Annotated in this window: 15 protein-coding genes; 4 read left to right on the top strand and 11 right to left on the bottom strand. The window is 64.9% G+C overall.

Features of this window, described 5'->3' with window-relative positions:
* Positions 1-21: 21 nt before the first annotated feature.
* The 3 genes from EYW47_RS23240 to EYW47_RS23230 all read right to left on the bottom strand — a co-directional run bounded on the left by EYW47_RS23240 (position 22) and on the right by EYW47_RS23230 (position 2,973).
* Positions 22-1,230, bottom strand: coding sequence for an acetyl-CoA C-acetyltransferase (locus EYW47_RS23240; protein ID WP_133197179.1), 1,209 nt, complete (start codon positions 1,228-1,230; stop codon positions 22-24).
* Positions 1,231-1,323: 93 nt separating this feature from the next.
* Positions 1,324-2,073 carry an SDR family NAD(P)-dependent oxidoreductase gene (locus EYW47_RS23235; RefSeq protein ID WP_133197178.1) on the bottom strand — a complete coding sequence of 250 codons (750 nt, stop codon included), beginning with the start codon at positions 2,071-2,073 and terminating at the stop codon, positions 1,324-1,326.
* Positions 2,074-2,097: 24 nt separating this feature from the next.
* Positions 2,098-2,973, bottom strand: a complete 876-nt coding sequence (locus EYW47_RS23230; RefSeq protein ID WP_133197230.1) for a MaoC/PaaZ C-terminal domain-containing protein — start codon at positions 2,971-2,973, stop codon at positions 2,098-2,100.
* Positions 2,974-3,234: 261 nt separating this feature from the next.
* Between EYW47_RS23230 and EYW47_RS23225 the strand changes: the two genes are divergently transcribed.
* The 3 genes from EYW47_RS23225 (at position 3,235) to EYW47_RS23215 (ending at position 6,157) form a co-directional block, all read left to right on the top strand.
* Positions 3,235-4,386 carry an acyl-CoA dehydrogenase family protein gene (locus EYW47_RS23225; RefSeq protein ID WP_133197177.1) on the top strand — a complete coding sequence of 384 codons (1,152 nt, stop codon included), beginning with the start codon at positions 3,235-3,237 and terminating at the stop codon, positions 4,384-4,386.
* A 215-nt stretch (positions 4,387-4,601) separates the two neighbouring features.
* Positions 4,602-5,363, top strand: a complete 762-nt coding sequence (locus tag EYW47_RS23220) for an IclR family transcriptional regulator (RefSeq protein WP_240763871.1) — start codon at positions 4,602-4,604, stop codon at positions 5,361-5,363.
* On the top strand, positions 5,360-6,157 hold the full coding sequence (locus EYW47_RS23215; protein WP_133197175.1) for an IclR family transcriptional regulator: 798 nt from the start codon (positions 5,360-5,362) through the stop codon (positions 6,155-6,157). Before EYW47_RS23220 ends, EYW47_RS23215 begins: the two co-directional genes overlap by 4 nt.
* A gap of 45 nt (positions 6,158-6,202) precedes the next feature.
* On the opposite strand, the gene EYW47_RS23210 is transcribed toward EYW47_RS23215, so the two are convergent.
* The 7 genes from EYW47_RS23210 to EYW47_RS23180 all read right to left on the bottom strand — a co-directional run bounded on the left by EYW47_RS23210 (position 6,203) and on the right by EYW47_RS23180 (position 12,779).
* The gene (locus EYW47_RS23210; protein ID WP_133197174.1) at positions 6,203-6,976 is read right to left on the bottom strand and encodes an enoyl-CoA hydratase/isomerase family protein; all 774 of its coding nucleotides are present in this window, start codon (positions 6,974-6,976) and stop codon (positions 6,203-6,205) included.
* 34 nt (positions 6,977-7,010) lie between these two features.
* On the bottom strand, positions 7,011-7,697 hold the full coding sequence (locus EYW47_RS23205; protein WP_133197173.1) for a nitroreductase family protein: 687 nt from the start codon (positions 7,695-7,697) through the stop codon (positions 7,011-7,013).
* A 67-nt stretch (positions 7,698-7,764) separates the two neighbouring features.
* Positions 7,765-8,940: a CaiB/BaiF CoA transferase family protein gene (locus EYW47_RS23200; protein WP_133197172.1), complete on the bottom strand. Its 1,176-nt coding sequence runs from the start codon at positions 8,938-8,940 to the stop codon at positions 7,765-7,767.
* Positions 8,941-8,942: 2 nt separating this feature from the next.
* Positions 8,943-10,181, bottom strand: coding sequence for a CaiB/BaiF CoA transferase family protein (locus EYW47_RS23195; protein ID WP_133197171.1), 1,239 nt, complete (start codon positions 10,179-10,181; stop codon positions 8,943-8,945).
* Between the two features lie 25 nt (positions 10,182-10,206).
* Positions 10,207-11,373, bottom strand: a complete 1,167-nt coding sequence (locus EYW47_RS23190; protein WP_133197170.1) for an acyl-CoA dehydrogenase family protein — start codon at positions 11,371-11,373, stop codon at positions 10,207-10,209.
* Positions 11,374-11,400: 27 nt separating this feature from the next.
* Entirely contained in the window at positions 11,401-11,862 is a 462-nt protein-coding gene (locus EYW47_RS23185) for a MaoC family dehydratase (RefSeq protein ID WP_133197169.1), read from the bottom strand.
* Positions 11,863-11,891: 29 nt separating this feature from the next.
* On the bottom strand, positions 11,892-12,779 hold the full coding sequence (locus EYW47_RS23180; RefSeq protein ID WP_133197168.1) for an HpcH/HpaI aldolase/citrate lyase family protein: 888 nt from the start codon (positions 12,777-12,779) through the stop codon (positions 11,892-11,894).
* Positions 12,780-13,051: 272 nt separating this feature from the next.
* On the opposite strand from EYW47_RS23180, the gene EYW47_RS23175 reads away from it, so the two are divergent.
* Positions 13,052-14,437 (top strand): spinster family MFS transporter, encoded by a 1,386-nt coding sequence (locus EYW47_RS23175; RefSeq protein ID WP_133197167.1) that lies wholly within the window; start codon positions 13,052-13,054, stop codon positions 14,435-14,437.
* Positions 14,438-14,557: 120 nt separating this feature from the next.
* Here the strand turns inward: EYW47_RS23175 and EYW47_RS23170 are convergent, their stop codons facing one another.
* A complete protein-coding gene (locus tag EYW47_RS23170) occupies positions 14,558-15,529 on the bottom strand; it encodes a PDR/VanB family oxidoreductase (protein WP_133197229.1) in 972 nt (323 codons plus the stop codon).
* Between the last annotated feature and the right edge of the window lie 305 nt (positions 15,530-15,834).

The following is a 15,834-nucleotide window of genomic DNA, read 5'->3' as shown; positions in this document are numbered from 1 at the left end:
CTGTCTCCCGTGTTCCATGTCTTATGCGGCGCGCTCGAAAATCATGGCGATGCCCTGGCCGCCGCCGATGCACATCGTCTCCAGGCCATAGCGGGCCTTGCGGCGCTGCATCTCGCGCAGCAGCGTGCTCATGATGCGCACGCCCGTCGCGCCCACCGGGTGGCCGAGCGAGATGCCGGAGCCGTTGACGTTGAGCCGGTCTTCCAGCGCTTCCATGGAACTGCCCCACCCCTCGACGCAGGCCAGCGCCTGGCAGGCGAAGGCTTCGTTGAGTTCGATCAGGTCCATCTGGTCGAACTTCAGGCCCGTGCGCGCCAGCAGCTTCTGCACGGCCGGCACGGGACCGATGCCCATGCGCGCCGGATCGCAGCCCGCGGCGGCCCAGCCGACCAGCCAGCCCATCGGCGTGAGGCCCAATTCTTCGAGCTTGTCCTCGGCCACGATCAGGCAGGCCGCGGCGGCGTCGTTCTGCTGGCAGGCATTGCCCGCCGTGACCACGCCATCCTTCACAATAGGCTTGAGTTTTGCCAGGCTCTCGGCCGTCGTTTCGCCGCGTATTCCCTCGTCCTTGCTCACGAGCACCGGGTCGCCCTTGCGCTGTGGTACGGATACCGAAACGATTTCCGCGTCCAGCCGGCCCGCCGCTTGCGCCGCGGCGGCGCGCTGGTGGCTGCGCGCTGCAAAGCGGTCGGACGCCTCTCGCGTAATGCCATACTCGCGCGCCAGCGTCTCAGCAGTTTCGATCATGCCGCTGATGCGGCCAAAGCGCGCCTCGGGCTGTGAACGCTCGCGGCCACGGTCCAGACGGTCGTGCATCTTGACGGTGCCCGCGCGCTTACCCCAGCGCATATCGGTCGTGTAGTACTCGACGTTGCTCATGCTTTCCACGCCGCCCGCCATCACGACGTCGGCCGCGCCGGTCTGCACCATCATGGCGGCCGTCGCGAGCGCCTGCACGCCGCCGCCGCAGCGCCGGTCGAGCTGCATGCCCGCGACCTCTATCGGAAAGCCCGCCTGCAGCGCCACCCAGCGGCCCGTGCAAGGCGTTTCGCCACTCGCATAGCTTTGGGCGAAGACCACGTCGTCGATACGCGCCGGGTCGAGCCCCGTGCGCTCCACGATGGCGCGCGCTACAGTGGCGCCCAGCTCTTCGACGGGAACCCCTTTCAACACCCCGCCGAATGCCCCCACCGGTGTGCGAAGCGGCGAGACGATGGCTGCTCGTTTCATTTTGAATGCCTCTTGAACTTCATGAAAAATCCGCCGCCGCCATCGCCTGTCTGTCATGCGCTGGCAGCGATCATCCGTGATGCCACCGCAAAATCAGCCGTAGCGCCCGCCCGTCACATGGAGCACTTCGCCGCTGATGAAGCCGGCGCGCTCGCTCGCCAGGAAGGCAACGGCGTCGGCGATGTCCTCGGGACTCCCCACGCGCTTGATGGGCTGCGCGGCCACGGCGCGCTCCTTGATGGTTTCGTAGGTCGCGAGCGCCTGCACCATTTCCGTTTCCATGAAGCCGGGCGCCACGCAGTTCGCCGTGATGCCGTAACGACCCTCTTCCATGGAAAGCGCCTTCGCCATGCCGATCAAGCCCGCCTTCGCGGCCGAATAGTTGGCCTGGGTGGGATTGCCGAAGTGGGCACGCGAGCTGATGTTGATGAGCCGGCCCCAACCCTGCTCGATGAAATGCGGCATGACGGCCTTGGCCGCGAGGAAGGCGCCCTTGAGCATCACGGTGATCACGAAATCCCAGTCGTCCTCGCTCATCTTGACGAGGTACTTGTCGCGCGGCGCGCCGGCATTGTTCACGAGAATGTGCACGCCGCCGAAATGCGCGACGGTTTCGTCGACGAGGCGCTGCACGTCGGCGGCCTTCGTGATGTCGCCCACCACGCAATGCGCGGCCAGCCCCTCGTCCTGCAGCGTCTTCGCCGTGGCCTGCGCCAGTTCGGCATTGATATCCGTGATGACGACTTTCGCGCCCTCTTGCGCGAGCCGGCGTGCCGTAGCGGCTCCCAGGCCGCGTGCCGAGCCGGTGACGATGGCAACCTTGCCGGTCAAACCCAGATCCATTTTCTACTCCTGATAAATTGAAGTTCAGGTCAGATCGACCCGCGCATTGTTCAGAACCACCACGCCGCGCTCAATCGCCGTCGTGCGCAACGACACCGTGCTGCCGCGCACCCACATCTCGGTGCGCAAGGTGTCGCCGGGCCAGGCCGGCGCCGTGAAGCGCACGCGCATGCCCGTGAAGTGGGTGTTTTCGTAAGCCAGCACCGTGCGCAGCACGGCGTGCGCAGCCACGCCCATCAGGGCCATGCCGTGCAGAATGGGGCGCGGAAATCCTGCCGCGGCCGCAACGGCCGGGTCGGCATGCAAGGGATTGAAGTCGCCGCTCAACCGGTAGATCAGCGCCAGTTGCGCAGGCGTGGCCAGATCGCACACGAAGTCGGGCTCGCCCTCGGGCACCGCGTGGGGCGCGGGCGGCGCACCGTCGCTCCCCCCAGCGCCGAAGCCGCCGTCGCCGCGCAACAGGCTCAGTTGCGCCACGGTCGCGAGCAGCTGGCCCGTTTCGGCGTCGGTGATCTCGCGCGTTTGCTGCAGGAAGGCGCCCTTGCCCTCCCCCTTGTCCCACAGGCCGGTGATGCGGGTCGCGCCCTTGACATGGCCGCTAACCGGCAACGGCGTGTGGATGCGGATCTCCTGCTCGGCATGCAGAAGCTTTTGCCATGTGATGCCCGTATCCGGTTCGCGCGCCCAGAAGCCGGGGTACGCCAGCACGTTCGCCATGGTCGGCATGGCGCGCAGCGATTGACCGTCCGCCCCCTCGTAGACATAGCGCAATTGACCCGCATCGAGCGGGTCGCTTCCCAGGCCCAACCCGAGGGCGTAAAGCTGGGTGTCGCGCCGGGAAAACGCGTGTTCGATGACGGGAAAGGGACGTGCCAGCAGTGCAACGGGATTGATGGGCATGGCGTGCATGAGACTGTGATGACTAGCCCACACGATGAAACCAGCCCTGCCGCCGGTCAACGGATTTGCGCGGCCTGTTCCGTACCTTGGCAGAAACGGCCTCGTCGTTATTATCGGCACGGGCCTGCGCGTGTCGGCGAACACCCATGCCCATCAAACAAGGGGAATTCCATTTTCCGGAACAAACGAAGCAAATCCGTTGCCTCGCGCCTCGGGCTGACGCAGCATGGGCCATCCCCATCGACTGATTGACACCCCGACATGATTCGCGACCAGGAAACGCTCAACGGATTGCTCGACTCCATCTCCCGCTTCGTGCGCGAACGCCTCGTGCCCAATGAGGAGCTAGTCGCGGAAACCGACGAAATTCCCGCAGACATTGTGGCCGACATGAAGGCCATGGGCCTGTTCGGCCTCACGATTCCCGAGCGCTTCGGCGGCCTCGAGCTAACTATGGAAGAAGAGGTGCTGGCCGTATTCGAACTGTGCCGCGCCTCGCCGGTATTCCGCTCGCTGCTGGGCACCACGGTGGGCATCGGCTCGCAGGGCATTCTGTTCGACGGCACGCCCGAGCAGCAGGAAAAGTACTTGCCGCGGCTCGCGACGGGCGAGCTGATCGCCTCCTTCGCGCTGACCGAGCCCGAGTCCGGCTCCGACGCGGCCTCGCTGCGCACCACGGCCATCCGGGACGGCGACGACTATGTGGTCAACGGCACCAAACGCTTCATCACCAATGCGCCGCAAGCCGGCATCTTCACGTTGATGGCGCGCACCAACCCGGACGACAAGGGCTCGGGCGGCATCTCGGCGTTCATCGTCGATGCCAAAACGCCCGGCATCAGCTTCGGCAAGCGCGACAAGAAGATGGGGCAGAAAGGCGCCCATACCTGCGACGTGATCTTCGACAACGTGCGCGTGCCGGCCGCCAACCTCATCGGCGGCAAGGAAGGCGTGGGCTTCAAGACCGCGATGAAGGTGCTGGACAAGGGCCGCATCCACATTGCCGCCGTTTGCGTGGCCGTGGCCGAGCGCATGCTCTCCATGGCCCTGTCCTACGCCATGGAGCGCAAGCAGTTCGGCCAGCCCATCGCCGAGTTCCAGCTCGTGCAGGCCATGCTGGCCGACAGCCGTGCGGAGATCTACGCGGCCCGCAGCATGGTGCTGGACGCCGCGCGCCGGCGCGACGCCAAGCTGCCCGTGAGCACCGAGGCTTCGTGCGCCAAGCTGTTCGCTTCGGAAATGTGCGGCCGCGTGGCCGACCGCGCGGTGCAGATCTTCGGCGGCGCGGGCTACATGGCCGAGTACGGCATCGAGCGCTTCTACCGCGATGTGCGCCTGTTCCGCATCTACGAGGGCACGACGCAGATCCAGCAGATCGTCATCGCCCGCAACATGATCCGCGAGGCGCAATAGCCCGGGCGCGGAAAACCGCTGGCCGTCGCGCCCCGATAGCGGTCACCGCCCGGCGTCCGGCCAGCAAGGAGTAAACCCCAATCGACATGGATCGGCGCTCGAATTCTAATGATCGTTAGTTTGATGAACGTGTTTCGTAGAGACGCCCCATGTATCGTTCATACTCCCCCGATGTCAATGCATTGCCTAACGCGGGGGCTGTCAAACACGGCCCGGTGGTGACGCCCTTTGCTCGCGCCCTTGCCATTCTTTCCGCGTTCACAGCCGAGGACCGCTGGCTCTGCAACAGCGAGCTCTCCGAGCGCGCGCGCATCCCGGCATCGACCGTGACGCGCCTCACGCGCACCCTGCTCGCATTAGGCTATCTGTGCTGCGACAGCGGCAAACGGCGCTTTCGCCTTGGCCCTTCGGCGCTGGCGCTGGGCTACCGCGCCGCGGCCGACATCGAAATCCACGAAGCCGCGCATCAGCGCATGCATCTCTTTGCCGAGCGCCACCACGTGCACGTTCATCTGTGCGCCCGAAACCGGCTGGACGTGGTCGTCATCGACAGTTGCTGCACCAGCACGATCCCGGCCTCGCTGCAGCCGGCGATCGGGACCCGGCTGGGTCTCGCATCGTCCGCCGCCGGCTGGGCGCTGCTGGCCGGCCTGCCCGAAGCCGAGCGCGACTATCTGCTTAGAAATGCGGAACGTATGCCGTCCTGCGACTGGAGCGAGAAGTGGGGACACCTGGGCCGCCGCCCCAGCGAGGCCATCGGGCAAGTGCGGGAAGGCGGATTCTGTGTAGCGCTCGGGCAATCGGGCCAACCCATGACCATCGTGGCCGCCCCGGTGCAGTTGCCCGGAGAGGCGCCCCTGGCCGTGAGCTGCATGGGGCCGGCCATGCTCGTCGGCCGCGCGCGCAGCGAGCGCGAACTCGGGCCGGCGCTGGTCCGCATGGCGCAGGAAATCCAGCATTCGAGGACATTGTCATGAGCTTGCCTAGAGGTCCGGTACCCGATAGTTCGACGTTGATGACGGTGGAGCGCGGGCTGGAAGTCTTGCGCGCGTTCCGGTCGAATCGGGCGCCGCTGAGCAACGCGGAACTCGTGCGGCGCACCGGGCTCTCCAAAGCCACGGTCTCGCGTTTGACCTCCACCCTGATACAGGCGGGTTTCCTGCGGCTCGTCCCCGGCAAGCGCGAATTCGAGCTCTCCATCGGTGCGCTCGGGATAGGCCACGCTTACCTGGCGACCAACGAACTGCTGCAAGCGGCGCAGCCTCTGCTGCAAGACCTGGCCGACCGGCTCGATGTTTCGGTGGCCTTGAGCATCCAGGACGGCATCGACATGCTTTACGTCGATTACCGCGTCAGCCGCAAGGTCGCCACGCTGCGGCTCGGCATCGGTTCCGTGCTGCCGATGAGCACCACTTCCATCGGGAGAGCTTATCTTTGGGGACTGCCCGCCGAAGAGCAGCGGCACTTGATCGAAGAACACAAGCGTCGTGCGGGACCGCAGGGCGAAGCGCTGGAGCACGCCATTCGCGCCTCCTTCGACGAACTCGAAGCCACCGGCACCTGCGCGGTGCTGGGCGGCTTCCAGCGCAGCACCTTTGGCGTGGCGCTGCCGGTGCGCCTTGGCCGCGAAGGCACGCTCATGAGCATGAGCTGCGGCAAAGCGGACGTCGATTTCGATCTGCAGGCCGAGCGCGAGCGTATCGCGCCCGCGCTCAAGGAAGCGGCCATGCGCCTGCAAGCGCAGTTGGCGGATTGTTCGAGCGGTCTCTAGCGGTTATCGGACAGACCGCTTCGCAGCCAGCGCGGCTGAAGCTCCTCAGTCCCCGCCAGTCCCGGCAAAGCCATGCACGCCCGCCTCCAGAGACGGCGATTGCGTGCGATAGCAGTGCTGCATCCAGCGCTCGTAGCGCAGTCCATCGGAGAGGGGCAATTCCATCGAGCGTCGCGCCAGCTGCTTCATGGAGGCGAGCGCCAGCGCGTCGGCCTGGGCGATTTCCCGCGCCAGTTCCAGCGTGGCCGTCTCCAGTTGCATGGCGGGCACCGCCTGCACGGCGAGGCCCAGTTCCACCGCCTCGCGGCCGGTCATGCGCCTGCCCGTGACGAGGTAGTACAGGGCGCGCTGCAGGCCCAGCCTGCGCGGCAGCCGCTGCGAGCTGCCGCCGCTCGGCAGCAGGTTACGGCGAATGTGCTCGTCGCCCATCTGCGCCGCTTCATCGGCGATGGTCAGATCGCAGGCCAGCGCCAGTTCGAAGCCCCCCGCCAGGGCGAAGCCGTTGACGCTCGCCAGAACGATCTGCGGCGCGGCCTCGAGGCGCTCGTAGGTGTCCTGCATCAGGTCCTGGTGACGCATATGGGCGGAGCGGTCGGCCAGCACGCCGCTCGCGAGCCACTTGAGGTCGTTGCCCGCGCAGAAGGCACGGCCGCGGCCGCTGATCACGAGCACCTTGACTTCGCTGCCCGCCGCCGCGCAGTCGCGCACCGCGTCGTTGAGGGCCTGCAAGGTGTGCCCGTCGAGCGCGTTCATCCGCTCGGGGCGATTCAGCGTGAGGCGGCGCACGCGCGGCGCCGGGTGGTCGATCAGCAATGTCATGGCGCTCCCCTCCCCGTTTGTCTGCCTGCGGCGTTCAGGCGAAGCGCGTCAGATCGTCCACGCCGGCACGCGTGGTGCGGAACCGGTTGACCGGATGCTCGACCTCGGCGTAGCCGAACGAGATGCCGCAGACCATGTGCTGCGTATCGGGAATGCCGAAATACTCGCGCACGAAATGCGCGTGGCGGGACAGCGCGCCCTGCGGCGTGGTGGCCACGCCGTGGGCATAGGCCGCGAGCAGGAAGGAGGCAATGAAGCCGCCCGCGTCGACGAGCGCATAAGGTCCCAGTTCCACCGGCACCGTGACGATGGCGACGTGCGGCGCATCGAACATGCGGAAGTTGCGCAACGCCTGCTGGGTGCTGCGCTCGGTGTCCTTCGGGCCGATGCCCAGCGACGAATACAGGGCAATGCCCGCGCCGCGCCGACGCTCTCCATAAATGCCTTCGTAGCTCGGCGGAAACGGCAGATCGGACTCGTTTTCCGGGTGGCTGCGCGCGCGCTCCATCAGCGCCTCGCGAAAGCGCCCGGTGCTTTCCAGGGTTTCGGTGATGACCAGTTGCCACGGCTGCACGTTGCACCACGAGGCCGAGCGGCCCGCCATGGCGACGATGCTGCGGATCAATGCGGCATCCAGGGCCTTGTTCTGATAAGCGCGGCAGGTCGAGCGGCCGTTGGTCAGGCGATCGAGCGCAGCGAGATCGGGTGTATGCGATGTCATTTCAGTGGAGTCCTTACGGGTTCTTCAGTCCTTGCCCAGCGCGCGGCTGCGCATGGATGCCGCAGCCTCAGACGAAGGTGCCCTGGGCGCGCCAGGCGTCGATGCTTTCCTCGGACAGCCAGCCCTGTAGCGCGGCAATGGCGTTGTCCGTGTTCAGTGCGGCGGGCGGTTCGGGGCGCGCGGCAGGCGTGCGCGAAAAGCGCGGGCCGGGAGCGGGATGCGTCACGCCGTCGAGATCGATAAACGTGCCGCGCGCCTCGAGATGCGGGTGGCGCGGCGCCTCGTCGAAGTCGAGCACGGGCGCGAGGCACACGTCGAGCTCGCCGAGCTGCCGCGCCCACTCGTCGCGCGTGCGCTCCCTGAATTTGGCGGCCAGCACCTGCTTGGCCTCGGGCCACCGCTCGCGGTCCATCTGCTTTTGCAGCAGCGGGTGGTCCTGCAATTCGAGCTTTTCGAGCAATAGCTTGTAGAACTTGCTCTCGATGGGTCCTACGCTGACGTACTTGCCATCGGCGCACTCGTAGACCTCGTAGAAAGGCGCGCCAGTGTCGAGCAGGTTGGTGCCGCGCTCCTTGCCGAGCATGCCCGCCGCATGCAGGCCCAGCGTGACCGTCATGATGGAGGCCACGCCGTCCACCATGGCGGCATCCACCACCTGGCCCTGGCCTGAGCCGCGTGCTTCCAGAATGCCTGCGAGCAAACCGAAAGCCAGGTACAGCGAGCCGCCCGCGTAGTCGCCCAGCACATTGAGCGGCGGCGTGGGCGCCTGCCCCGCGCGGCCCATGGCGTGCAGGGCGCCGGTGATGGAGATGTAGTTCAGATCGTGCCCAGCCACCTGGGCAAGCGGCCCGTCCTGTCCCCAGCCGGTCACGCGGCCATAGACTAGGCGCGGGTTGCGCGCGAGGCACGCATCGGGCCCGAGGCCCAGACGCTCCATCACGCCGGGGCGAAACCCTTCGATCAGCGCGTCGGCCTCTTCAATCAATTCCATCGTCATCTCGACGGCGGCCGGATCTTTCAGGTCCACGCGGATGGACTTGCGGTTGCGCAGTCCGAGGTCGAACTGCACGGGTCTCGGCGCGCCGAGACCCGAGGGCTCCTTGCGCTCCACACGGATGACGTTGGCACCGAGGTCCGCGAGGAACATGGCGGCCAGCGGACCGGGGCCGATGCCCGCGATCTCGACGACCTTGATGCCGGCGAGCGGGCCGCAACGCGATGAATGGGCTGGGGCGGCGGACATGCTCAGATCACTCCCTCGTCGCGCAGTTGCTGCAGCCGGTCCTCCGGGAGCTTGAGCAGGCTGCGGTAGATCTCGTCGTTGGAGGCGCCCAGCTCCTGTGCAGGCTGATCGAACTGCACAGGCGTCTTCGAAAACTTGATCGGCAGCCCCATGCCCATGGCCTCGACATCGGCGAGTCCGGGATGCTCCAGCTTCACCACGGCGCCGCGCTTCTGCAGCATCGGGTCCTTGAGCACGTCGAGCGGCGAGCGCACGGCGGCGGCCGGCACGCCGCGCTTTTCCTGCAGTTCGCGGATGACTTCTTCCGTGCTGCGCTGCCGCGTCCACTCTTCGATCATGGCGTTGAGCTCGGCCGCATGGTTCATGCGTGGACCGCGCGTGGCGTAGCGCGGATCCTTCGCCATCTCGGGCCGGCCCAAGGCTTCCATCAAGTTCTGGAACCAGTCGGGCTGGAACGCCACCATGGCCACGTAGCCGTCGCGCGTGCCGTACACGCCAAACGGCACGAGCCGATCGTGGAAGTTGCCCGAGCGCTTGGGATAGCCGTGCCCGACGAACACGTCGAAATGCTCTTCGGCCACCATCGATGAGAGGCAGTCGAGCATGGACACCTGCACCAGTTGCCCCTCGCCGGTCTTGCCGCGGTGGATCAGCGCGGCAAGGATGCCGTTGACGGCGTACAGCGGTGCGATCAGGTCGGCCATCGGGAGGCCCGAGCGCGTGGGTGGGCCGTCGGCGAAACCGGTCACGTCCATGATGCCCGACAGCGCCTGCACGATGATGTCCATGCCCTTGAGCTTCGGGTACGGACTGGGTTCGCCAAACGCCTTGATCGACGCATAGACGATCTTCGGGTTGGCGCGGCGCACGCTCTCGTAGTCCACGCCCAGGCGCGCCGTAACACCCTCGCTGGCGTTTTCGATGACCACGTCGCACTCCTTGGCGAGTTCCATGAACAGCGCCAGGCCCTGCTCCGACTTCAGATCGAGCGTAATGCTTTTCTTGTTGCGTGCGCGATTGAGAATCGTCAGCGACACCTCGTCCTCGCGCCTGACACCGAAGTGCACGCCCTCCTTGCCGACATAGGGCGGGTTGTTGCGCGCGATATCGCCGCCGCCTGGCGATTCCACCCGGATGACTTCGGCGCCCAGACCGCCCAGCAACAGCGATCCGTAGGGTCCGGCGAGCGCCACGGTCAAATCGAGAACCCGAATACCTTCGAGGGGTCGTGTAGCCGACATGCCTGTCTCCTGAATCTTTTCCAACTCAATATGACTTCGGCAAGCCAAGCTTGCGCTCGGCGATGTTCGACAGGATGAGCTGTGGCGTGACCGGTGCGATGTAGCCGATCCAGGCCTCGCGCATGAACCGCTCCACGTGATACTCCTTCGCGTAGCCGAAGCCGCCGTGCGTGAGAATCGACGTCTGGCAGGCATTCATGCAGGCCTCGGAAGCCAGCAGTTTCGCCGCGTTGGCTTCGGAACCGCAAGGCAGCCCCTTGTCGTACAGATCTGCTGCCGCGAAGATCATATGATTGGCCGCTTCGAGCTCTGCCCAGTTGCGCGCCAGCGGATGCTGGACGCCCTGATTCTGGCCAATCTGACGACCAAACACGATACGCTCCTTCGCATATTGCGTGGCCAGCTTGAGCACGGCGCGGCCGATGCCGACCTGCTCGACCGCGACCAGCACGCGCTCGGCGTTCATGCCGTGGAAGATATAGCTCAGGCCCTTGCCTTCCTCGCCGATCAGCGCGTCCTTCGACACCGGCAGGTCATCGATGAAAAGCTCGTTGGTGTCGACGGCGGCGCGGCCCAGCTTGTCGATCTCGCGAATGTCGACGTAGTCGCGGTCGAGCTTGGTGTAGAACAGGCTCAGGCCCTCGCTATGCTTCTTGACTTCCTCGATCGGCGTGGTGCGCGCGAGGATCAGCATGTGGTCGGCAACCTGCGCGGTCGAGATGAAAACCTTCTTTCCCGAGATCAGGTAGTTGCCGTCGGCCTGTTTCTTCGCCACCACCTTGAGCTTGGTGGTATCGAGCCCCGTGTCCGGCTCGGTGACCGCGAAGCACGCCTTGTGCTCGCCGCGCGCAAACGGCGGCAGCCACGCTTTCTTCTGCGCGTCCGAGCCGAAATGCACGACCGGCTGCAAGCCGAAGATGTTCATGTGGATGGTGGACGCGGCCGCTTGTCCGCCGCACTCGGCAACCGTGCGCATGAAGAGCGCGGCCTCGGTCACGCCCAGATTCGCGCCGCCCACCTCCTCGGGCATGCAGATGCCGAGCCAGCCGCCGCTGGCGACGGCCGCGAAAAACTCGTGCGGGAACGCGTGGTTCTTGTCCTTGTTGCGCCAGTATTCGAGCGGAAAGTCCGCACAGATTTTTTCCGCTGCATCAACGATGGCATGTTGATCGGCGCTGAGTTGGTAGTCCATGGCTTCGCTCTTCCTGCAAATAGGTAATCAGGCCGCCTCGGCGGGACGCAGCATCATCAGGCCGGTGCGAACCGCGGTGCACACGATCTCGTCGCGCTGGTTTTTCGCAACGTGCCTGAAAGTGACGATGCCCGAATCCTTGCGGCTCTTCGAGAGACGCGTCTCGAGAATCTCGGTCTCGACGCGGATGGTGTCGCCGTGGAACGTGGGCTTGGGGAAGGCGATTTCGCCGAAACCCAAGTTGCCGAGCGTGGTGCCCAGCGTGGTTTCATACACGGTGATGCCGGCCACCAGCGCGAGCAGGAACATGCTGTTCACGAGACGCTGGCCGTAGAAGGTGTTCTTGCTGTACTCGGCGTCGATATGCAGCGGCGCGCAGTTGTAGGTCATCGCCGAGAACAGGACGTTGTCGGTCTCGGTGACGGTGCGGCGGATGGCGTGCTCGATCACCATGCCGGGCTTGAATTCTTCGAAGTAAAGGCCTGCCATTTTGTTTCTCCTGATAGTCTCGTTGGCGATCAACCGTTGAACGACTGCGCGAGTTCGATGATTTCGCGCGCCGTCTTCGCGTGAGCAATGTCGATGTGCTCGCCGTCGTAGATGCACGAGGCGCGGCCTTCGGCCTGAGCCTTGTTCAGCGCGTCGATCATCCCCTGATAAAAGGCCACTTCTTCCTCGGTGGGGCTATAGGCCTGGTTGACGATCTCCACGTTGGAGGGATGTAGCACCAACTCTCCGCTCATGCCCAGCTGGCGGTCGTTGGCCGTCGATTCCTTGAGCCCCTCGAGATCGTGCACCTGCTGCCAGACACCGCCAATGGGCAGCTTGCCCGCGGCGCGCGCGGCCATGACGACGCGCGACTTGAGGTACTGGGTCTCGCGCCCGTTCAGCGACCAGACGGTCTTGAGCGCACGGGCTACATCGGCGTTCTTGGCCGTGGCGCCCACGATGGCAGGCACACGTTCGTGCTGGGCGATTTCGTAGGCCAGTTGTAGCGAGCGGGCGGTCTCCAGCAGCGGAATCACCTTGGTGTGACCCACCTCGACACCCGCGCGATACTCCGCCTCGGCCAGCATCGACGAGACCGTATGAATGTCTTCGGGACCGCAGGGCTTGGAGATCACGATGCCCTCGACCACGGGGCTCACGATGGCCAGGATGTCGTCGAAGTCGTACAGGTGCGCGCTGCGGTTGATGCGCACCCAGATACGCTGCTTTTGCTCCGCCAGCCAGGCGAGCTTCGACTTGACGATCTCGCGCGCTTCGACTTTCTGCGGCGGCGGCACGCTGTCCTCCAGATCCAGGATCAGTGCATCGGCCCTGGAGGTAATGGACTTCTCGATCCAGGTCGACTTGTTTCCCGGAACAAAGAGGAAGGAGCGTATGGGTTTCATCTGCGTCGTCATGTCTATCTCGGCCTGTCGATGGGTTCAACTGAGTGCCGTCAGGTTTTACCTAACAACTGGTAGTTAGTTTCGGCGCTGATGAAGACAATGTCATTGGGGGTTTACACCAACCCCGAAACGGGCGCGCAAGTTGCGTCGCGCCCCGCAACACGCTGGGCAATCCGGTCGGCTCATGGATAACACGCATGGAACATCGTCTCTCCGCACACCACACTACCAAACGTTAGGTAGTTAACGTCGCGTGATATTTAATTGAACGTATCGGAGGAGCAATGAGCAACACCACGAACGACTTGCCGTCCAACGGCGCCGGCAGCAACGAACAAGCGCTAGCACAGCCATCCCCGGCTCGCGTAATCCACGACAGCGGACAGGCCTGGTACATACTCGCGGTGCTGACGCTCGCGTACTCTCTGGCTTACATCGACCGGCAACTCCTCAACCTGCTGGTCGAGCCCATCAAGCGTTCGCTGGTCATCTCCGACACGCAACTGAGCCTCGTCCAGGGTATCGCGTTCATTTCCGCTTACCTGGTCGCATCGCCGCTATTCGGACGGCTCGTCGACCTGACTAACCGGCGCAATCTTCTCGTGGTCTGCATCTGTCTGTGGTGCGGTTTCACCGCGCTGTGCGGCAAGGCCGATACGTACGAAGGGCTCTTCATCGCACGGCTTGGCGTCGGCGCGAGCGAGGCGTGTGTATTCCCCCTCGCGCTCTCGGTGATCGCCGACTGCTTTTCGGCTAAGCAAATGGCGCGCGCAATGAGCATCTTCATTCTCGGACCGATGCTCGGCGGCGGCCTCTCGCTCGTCGCCGGCGGTTTCGTGATCGAATTCGCGCGCGCGCTTCATCAGCAGTTCCCGATCCTCGCGCAGTTCCAGACCTGGCAGCTCGCGTTCGTGCTGATCGGACTGCCCGGGATTCTCTTCGCGCTGCTGGTCGTGGTCACCGTACGCGAACCCGTGCGCAGCAGCGTGAACAGCGAGCGCGCGGACGACCGGCAATTCACGACCGGAGATGCGGCCGCCTACCTTTGGCAGCAACGCGGGTTTTATGTGCGCATACTGCTTGGCGTAGGCATGCTGGCGATCGTCGTGCTCGGCATGCCGGCGTGGATGCCAACGTATCTGATTCGCACGCATGGGATGCCGGCCGCGCTCGTCGGATTTCGCTTCGGCGTGCTGGTCGTCGGCTTCGGCATTGCCGGCGCGCTCATTGGGCCCTGGATCGCCCGTCAGTTCGAAAAGCGCGGCTATCAAGATGCGCCGCTACGCACCGCCGCACTTGCCATGATTCCGATGATGCTCTGCTGCGCGAGCATTCCGTTCGCACCTGGCGCGACGGGTACGTTGGCCGCAGCCGCGGGCACCGTCTTTTTCTTCAGCCTGCCCACGGGCTGCATGAGCGCGGCGCTGCAACTCGTCGCGCCGAGCCGCATGCGTGGCACCGTAGGCGCCCTCTACTCGTTCGTCGCTCAGTTGATCGGCTTTGGTGCAGGCCCGACGCTGATCGCGCTGATGACCGATCATGTGTTCGGTAATCCGAAGATGGTCGGGCATTCGATCGCTATCGTATGCACGATCGCGTCGGCGCTCGCGGCATGGCTGCTCTTTAGCTCACTGCCCCACTACCGGCGCTTGCTGACCGAGTCCGCGTAAAGCAGTGCGGACCGGGCGGTAGATTGACCGATTGCGGGAGTGCGTGTTGCGTGCCGGGGTTGGATAGCGAAGTTGAGTACGGTCGGTGCGCCGCTCCCGCGGCGCACCGGTCCGGCGCGTCTACAGATCGAGAACCAGCCGCGCCGACTTCGAGCGCGAGCAGCACGGCAGGAACTGATCATTGGCCGCCCGTTCGTCGGGCGTGAGGTAGGCATCGAAATGCTCCGGCTCGCCCGCGAGCACGCGCGTGAGGCATGTGCCACATACGCCTTGTTCGCACGACGTCTCGATCTGGATGCCAGCCTTCATCAGCGCCGCTACGACAGACTCGTCCTTCCCGACCACGACCACCTGCCCCGAACTCGCGATCTCCACCTCGAAGCGCTCGTCGCCAGCCGTTTCCCGCGCGTCGGCCGCGAAGAATTCGTAGTGCAACTGCGCGTCCGCCCAGCCAGCCTCTCGTGCGGTACTCAGCACGACGTCCATGAAGCCCTTGGGCCCGCACACGTACATATGCGTGCCCGACTCCGGCTGTGCGAGCAGCGCCGCAAGGTCAAGCTTCTGGCTGTCCATTCCGTCATCGAAATGAAACTGCACGCGCTGCGCAAACTGTGCATGGACAATGCGCTGCGCGAATGCGGTACGTGCACGCGAACGCGTACAGTAGTGCATGTCGAACGACGCTCCGATCGCCGCCAACCGTTCCGCCATGCAGAGGATCGGCGTCACGCCGATGCCGCCCGCGAGTAATAGGCTATGCCTTGCCTCATGGGCAAGCGGGAAGTGATTCTTCGGATGACTGATCGTCAATTCATCTCCGACCTGCACGCGATCGTGCATCCCGGCCGAACCGCCGCGCGATTTTGGATCGCGCAGCACCGAGATCTGGTAGCGATGGCTTTCGTTTGGTGCATTGCACAGCGAATACTGGCGCGTCAACCCGCCCGGCACCGCCACGTCGATATGCGAACCCGCCGAGAAAGCCGGCAGCGCACCGCCATCCGCTGGAACCAGTTCAAAACTGCAAATGCCCACGGCGTCGTCGTGCTTCGCCGCCACGCGGACCTTCAGCCCGCCCACACCACTCGTCATCATTCCTCCCACACCGCGAGCGCGATGCGCTCCTGATCGATTAATCCCCCGACTGGCGCGCGGCGCCGATAGCCAGCAATACCGGCGCGCCAGCGGCTTTAGCTCAATGCGTCCTTCAGGGCCTCGCAACTAACAAACGGTAGATTGATTTACAGCACGCGTTATCTCCATCCGGTCTAACCCGAATGCAAATGACCTCGTCACACCAGCAGCAAAGCGGGCCGGAATTTGGAGGAAGCGAGACTTAATGCGAGACACGCTCGGCGCGAGCGGGACGGTGCCCGGGTCGGGTCACCGTTGCACAA

Source organism: Paraburkholderia silviterrae, from assembly GCF_004353915.1.
Taxonomy (GTDB): Bacteria; Pseudomonadota; Gammaproteobacteria; order Burkholderiales; family Burkholderiaceae; genus Paraburkholderia; species Paraburkholderia silviterrae.
The sequence above is the reverse complement of the archived record's forward strand: the minus strand, read 5'-3'. Positions and strand labels throughout refer to the sequence as shown.

Bases quoted from the DNA above. Each gene is read 5' to 3' on its own strand.
- EYW47_RS23170 (WP_133197229.1), bottom strand. From the start codon at position 15,529: ATGACGAGTGGTGTGGGCGGGCTGAAGGTCCGCGTGGCGGCGAAGCAC.
- EYW47_RS23210 (WP_133197174.1), bottom strand. From the start codon at position 6,976: ATGACATTGCTGATCGACCACCCGGCGCCGCGCGTGCGCCGCCTCACG.
- EYW47_RS23200 (WP_133197172.1), bottom strand. From the start codon at position 8,940: ATGTCCGCCGCCCCAGCCCATTCATCGCGTTGCGGCCCGCTCGCCGGC.
- EYW47_RS23205 (WP_133197173.1), bottom strand. From the start codon at position 7,697: ATGACATCGCATACACCCGATCTCGCTGCGCTCGATCGCCTGACCAAC.
- EYW47_RS23225 (WP_133197177.1), top strand. From the start codon at position 3,235: ATGATTCGCGACCAGGAAACGCTCAACGGATTGCTCGACTCCATCTCC.
- EYW47_RS23215 (WP_133197175.1), top strand. From the start codon at position 5,360: ATGAGCTTGCCTAGAGGTCCGGTACCCGATAGTTCGACGTTGATGACG.
- EYW47_RS23185 (WP_133197169.1), bottom strand. From the start codon at position 11,862: ATGGCAGGCCTTTACTTCGAAGAATTCAAGCCCGGCATGGTGATCGAG.
- EYW47_RS23240 (WP_133197179.1), bottom strand. From the start codon at position 1,230: ATGAAACGAGCAGCCATCGTCTCGCCGCTTCGCACACCGGTGGGGGCA.
- EYW47_RS23175 (WP_133197167.1), top strand. From the start codon at position 13,052: ATGAGCAACACCACGAACGACTTGCCGTCCAACGGCGCCGGCAGCAAC.
- EYW47_RS23195 (WP_133197171.1), bottom strand. From the start codon at position 10,181: ATGTCGGCTACACGACCCCTCGAAGGTATTCGGGTTCTCGATTTGACC.
- EYW47_RS23190 (WP_133197170.1), bottom strand. From the start codon at position 11,373: ATGGACTACCAACTCAGCGCCGATCAACATGCCATCGTTGATGCAGCG.
- EYW47_RS23235 (WP_133197178.1), bottom strand. From the start codon at position 2,073: ATGGATCTGGGTTTGACCGGCAAGGTTGCCATCGTCACCGGCTCGGCA.
- EYW47_RS23180 (WP_133197168.1), bottom strand. From the start codon at position 12,779: ATGACGACGCAGATGAAACCCATACGCTCCTTCCTCTTTGTTCCGGGA.
- EYW47_RS23230 (WP_133197230.1), bottom strand. From the start codon at position 2,973: ATGCCCATCAATCCCGTTGCACTGCTGGCACGTCCCTTTCCCGTCATC.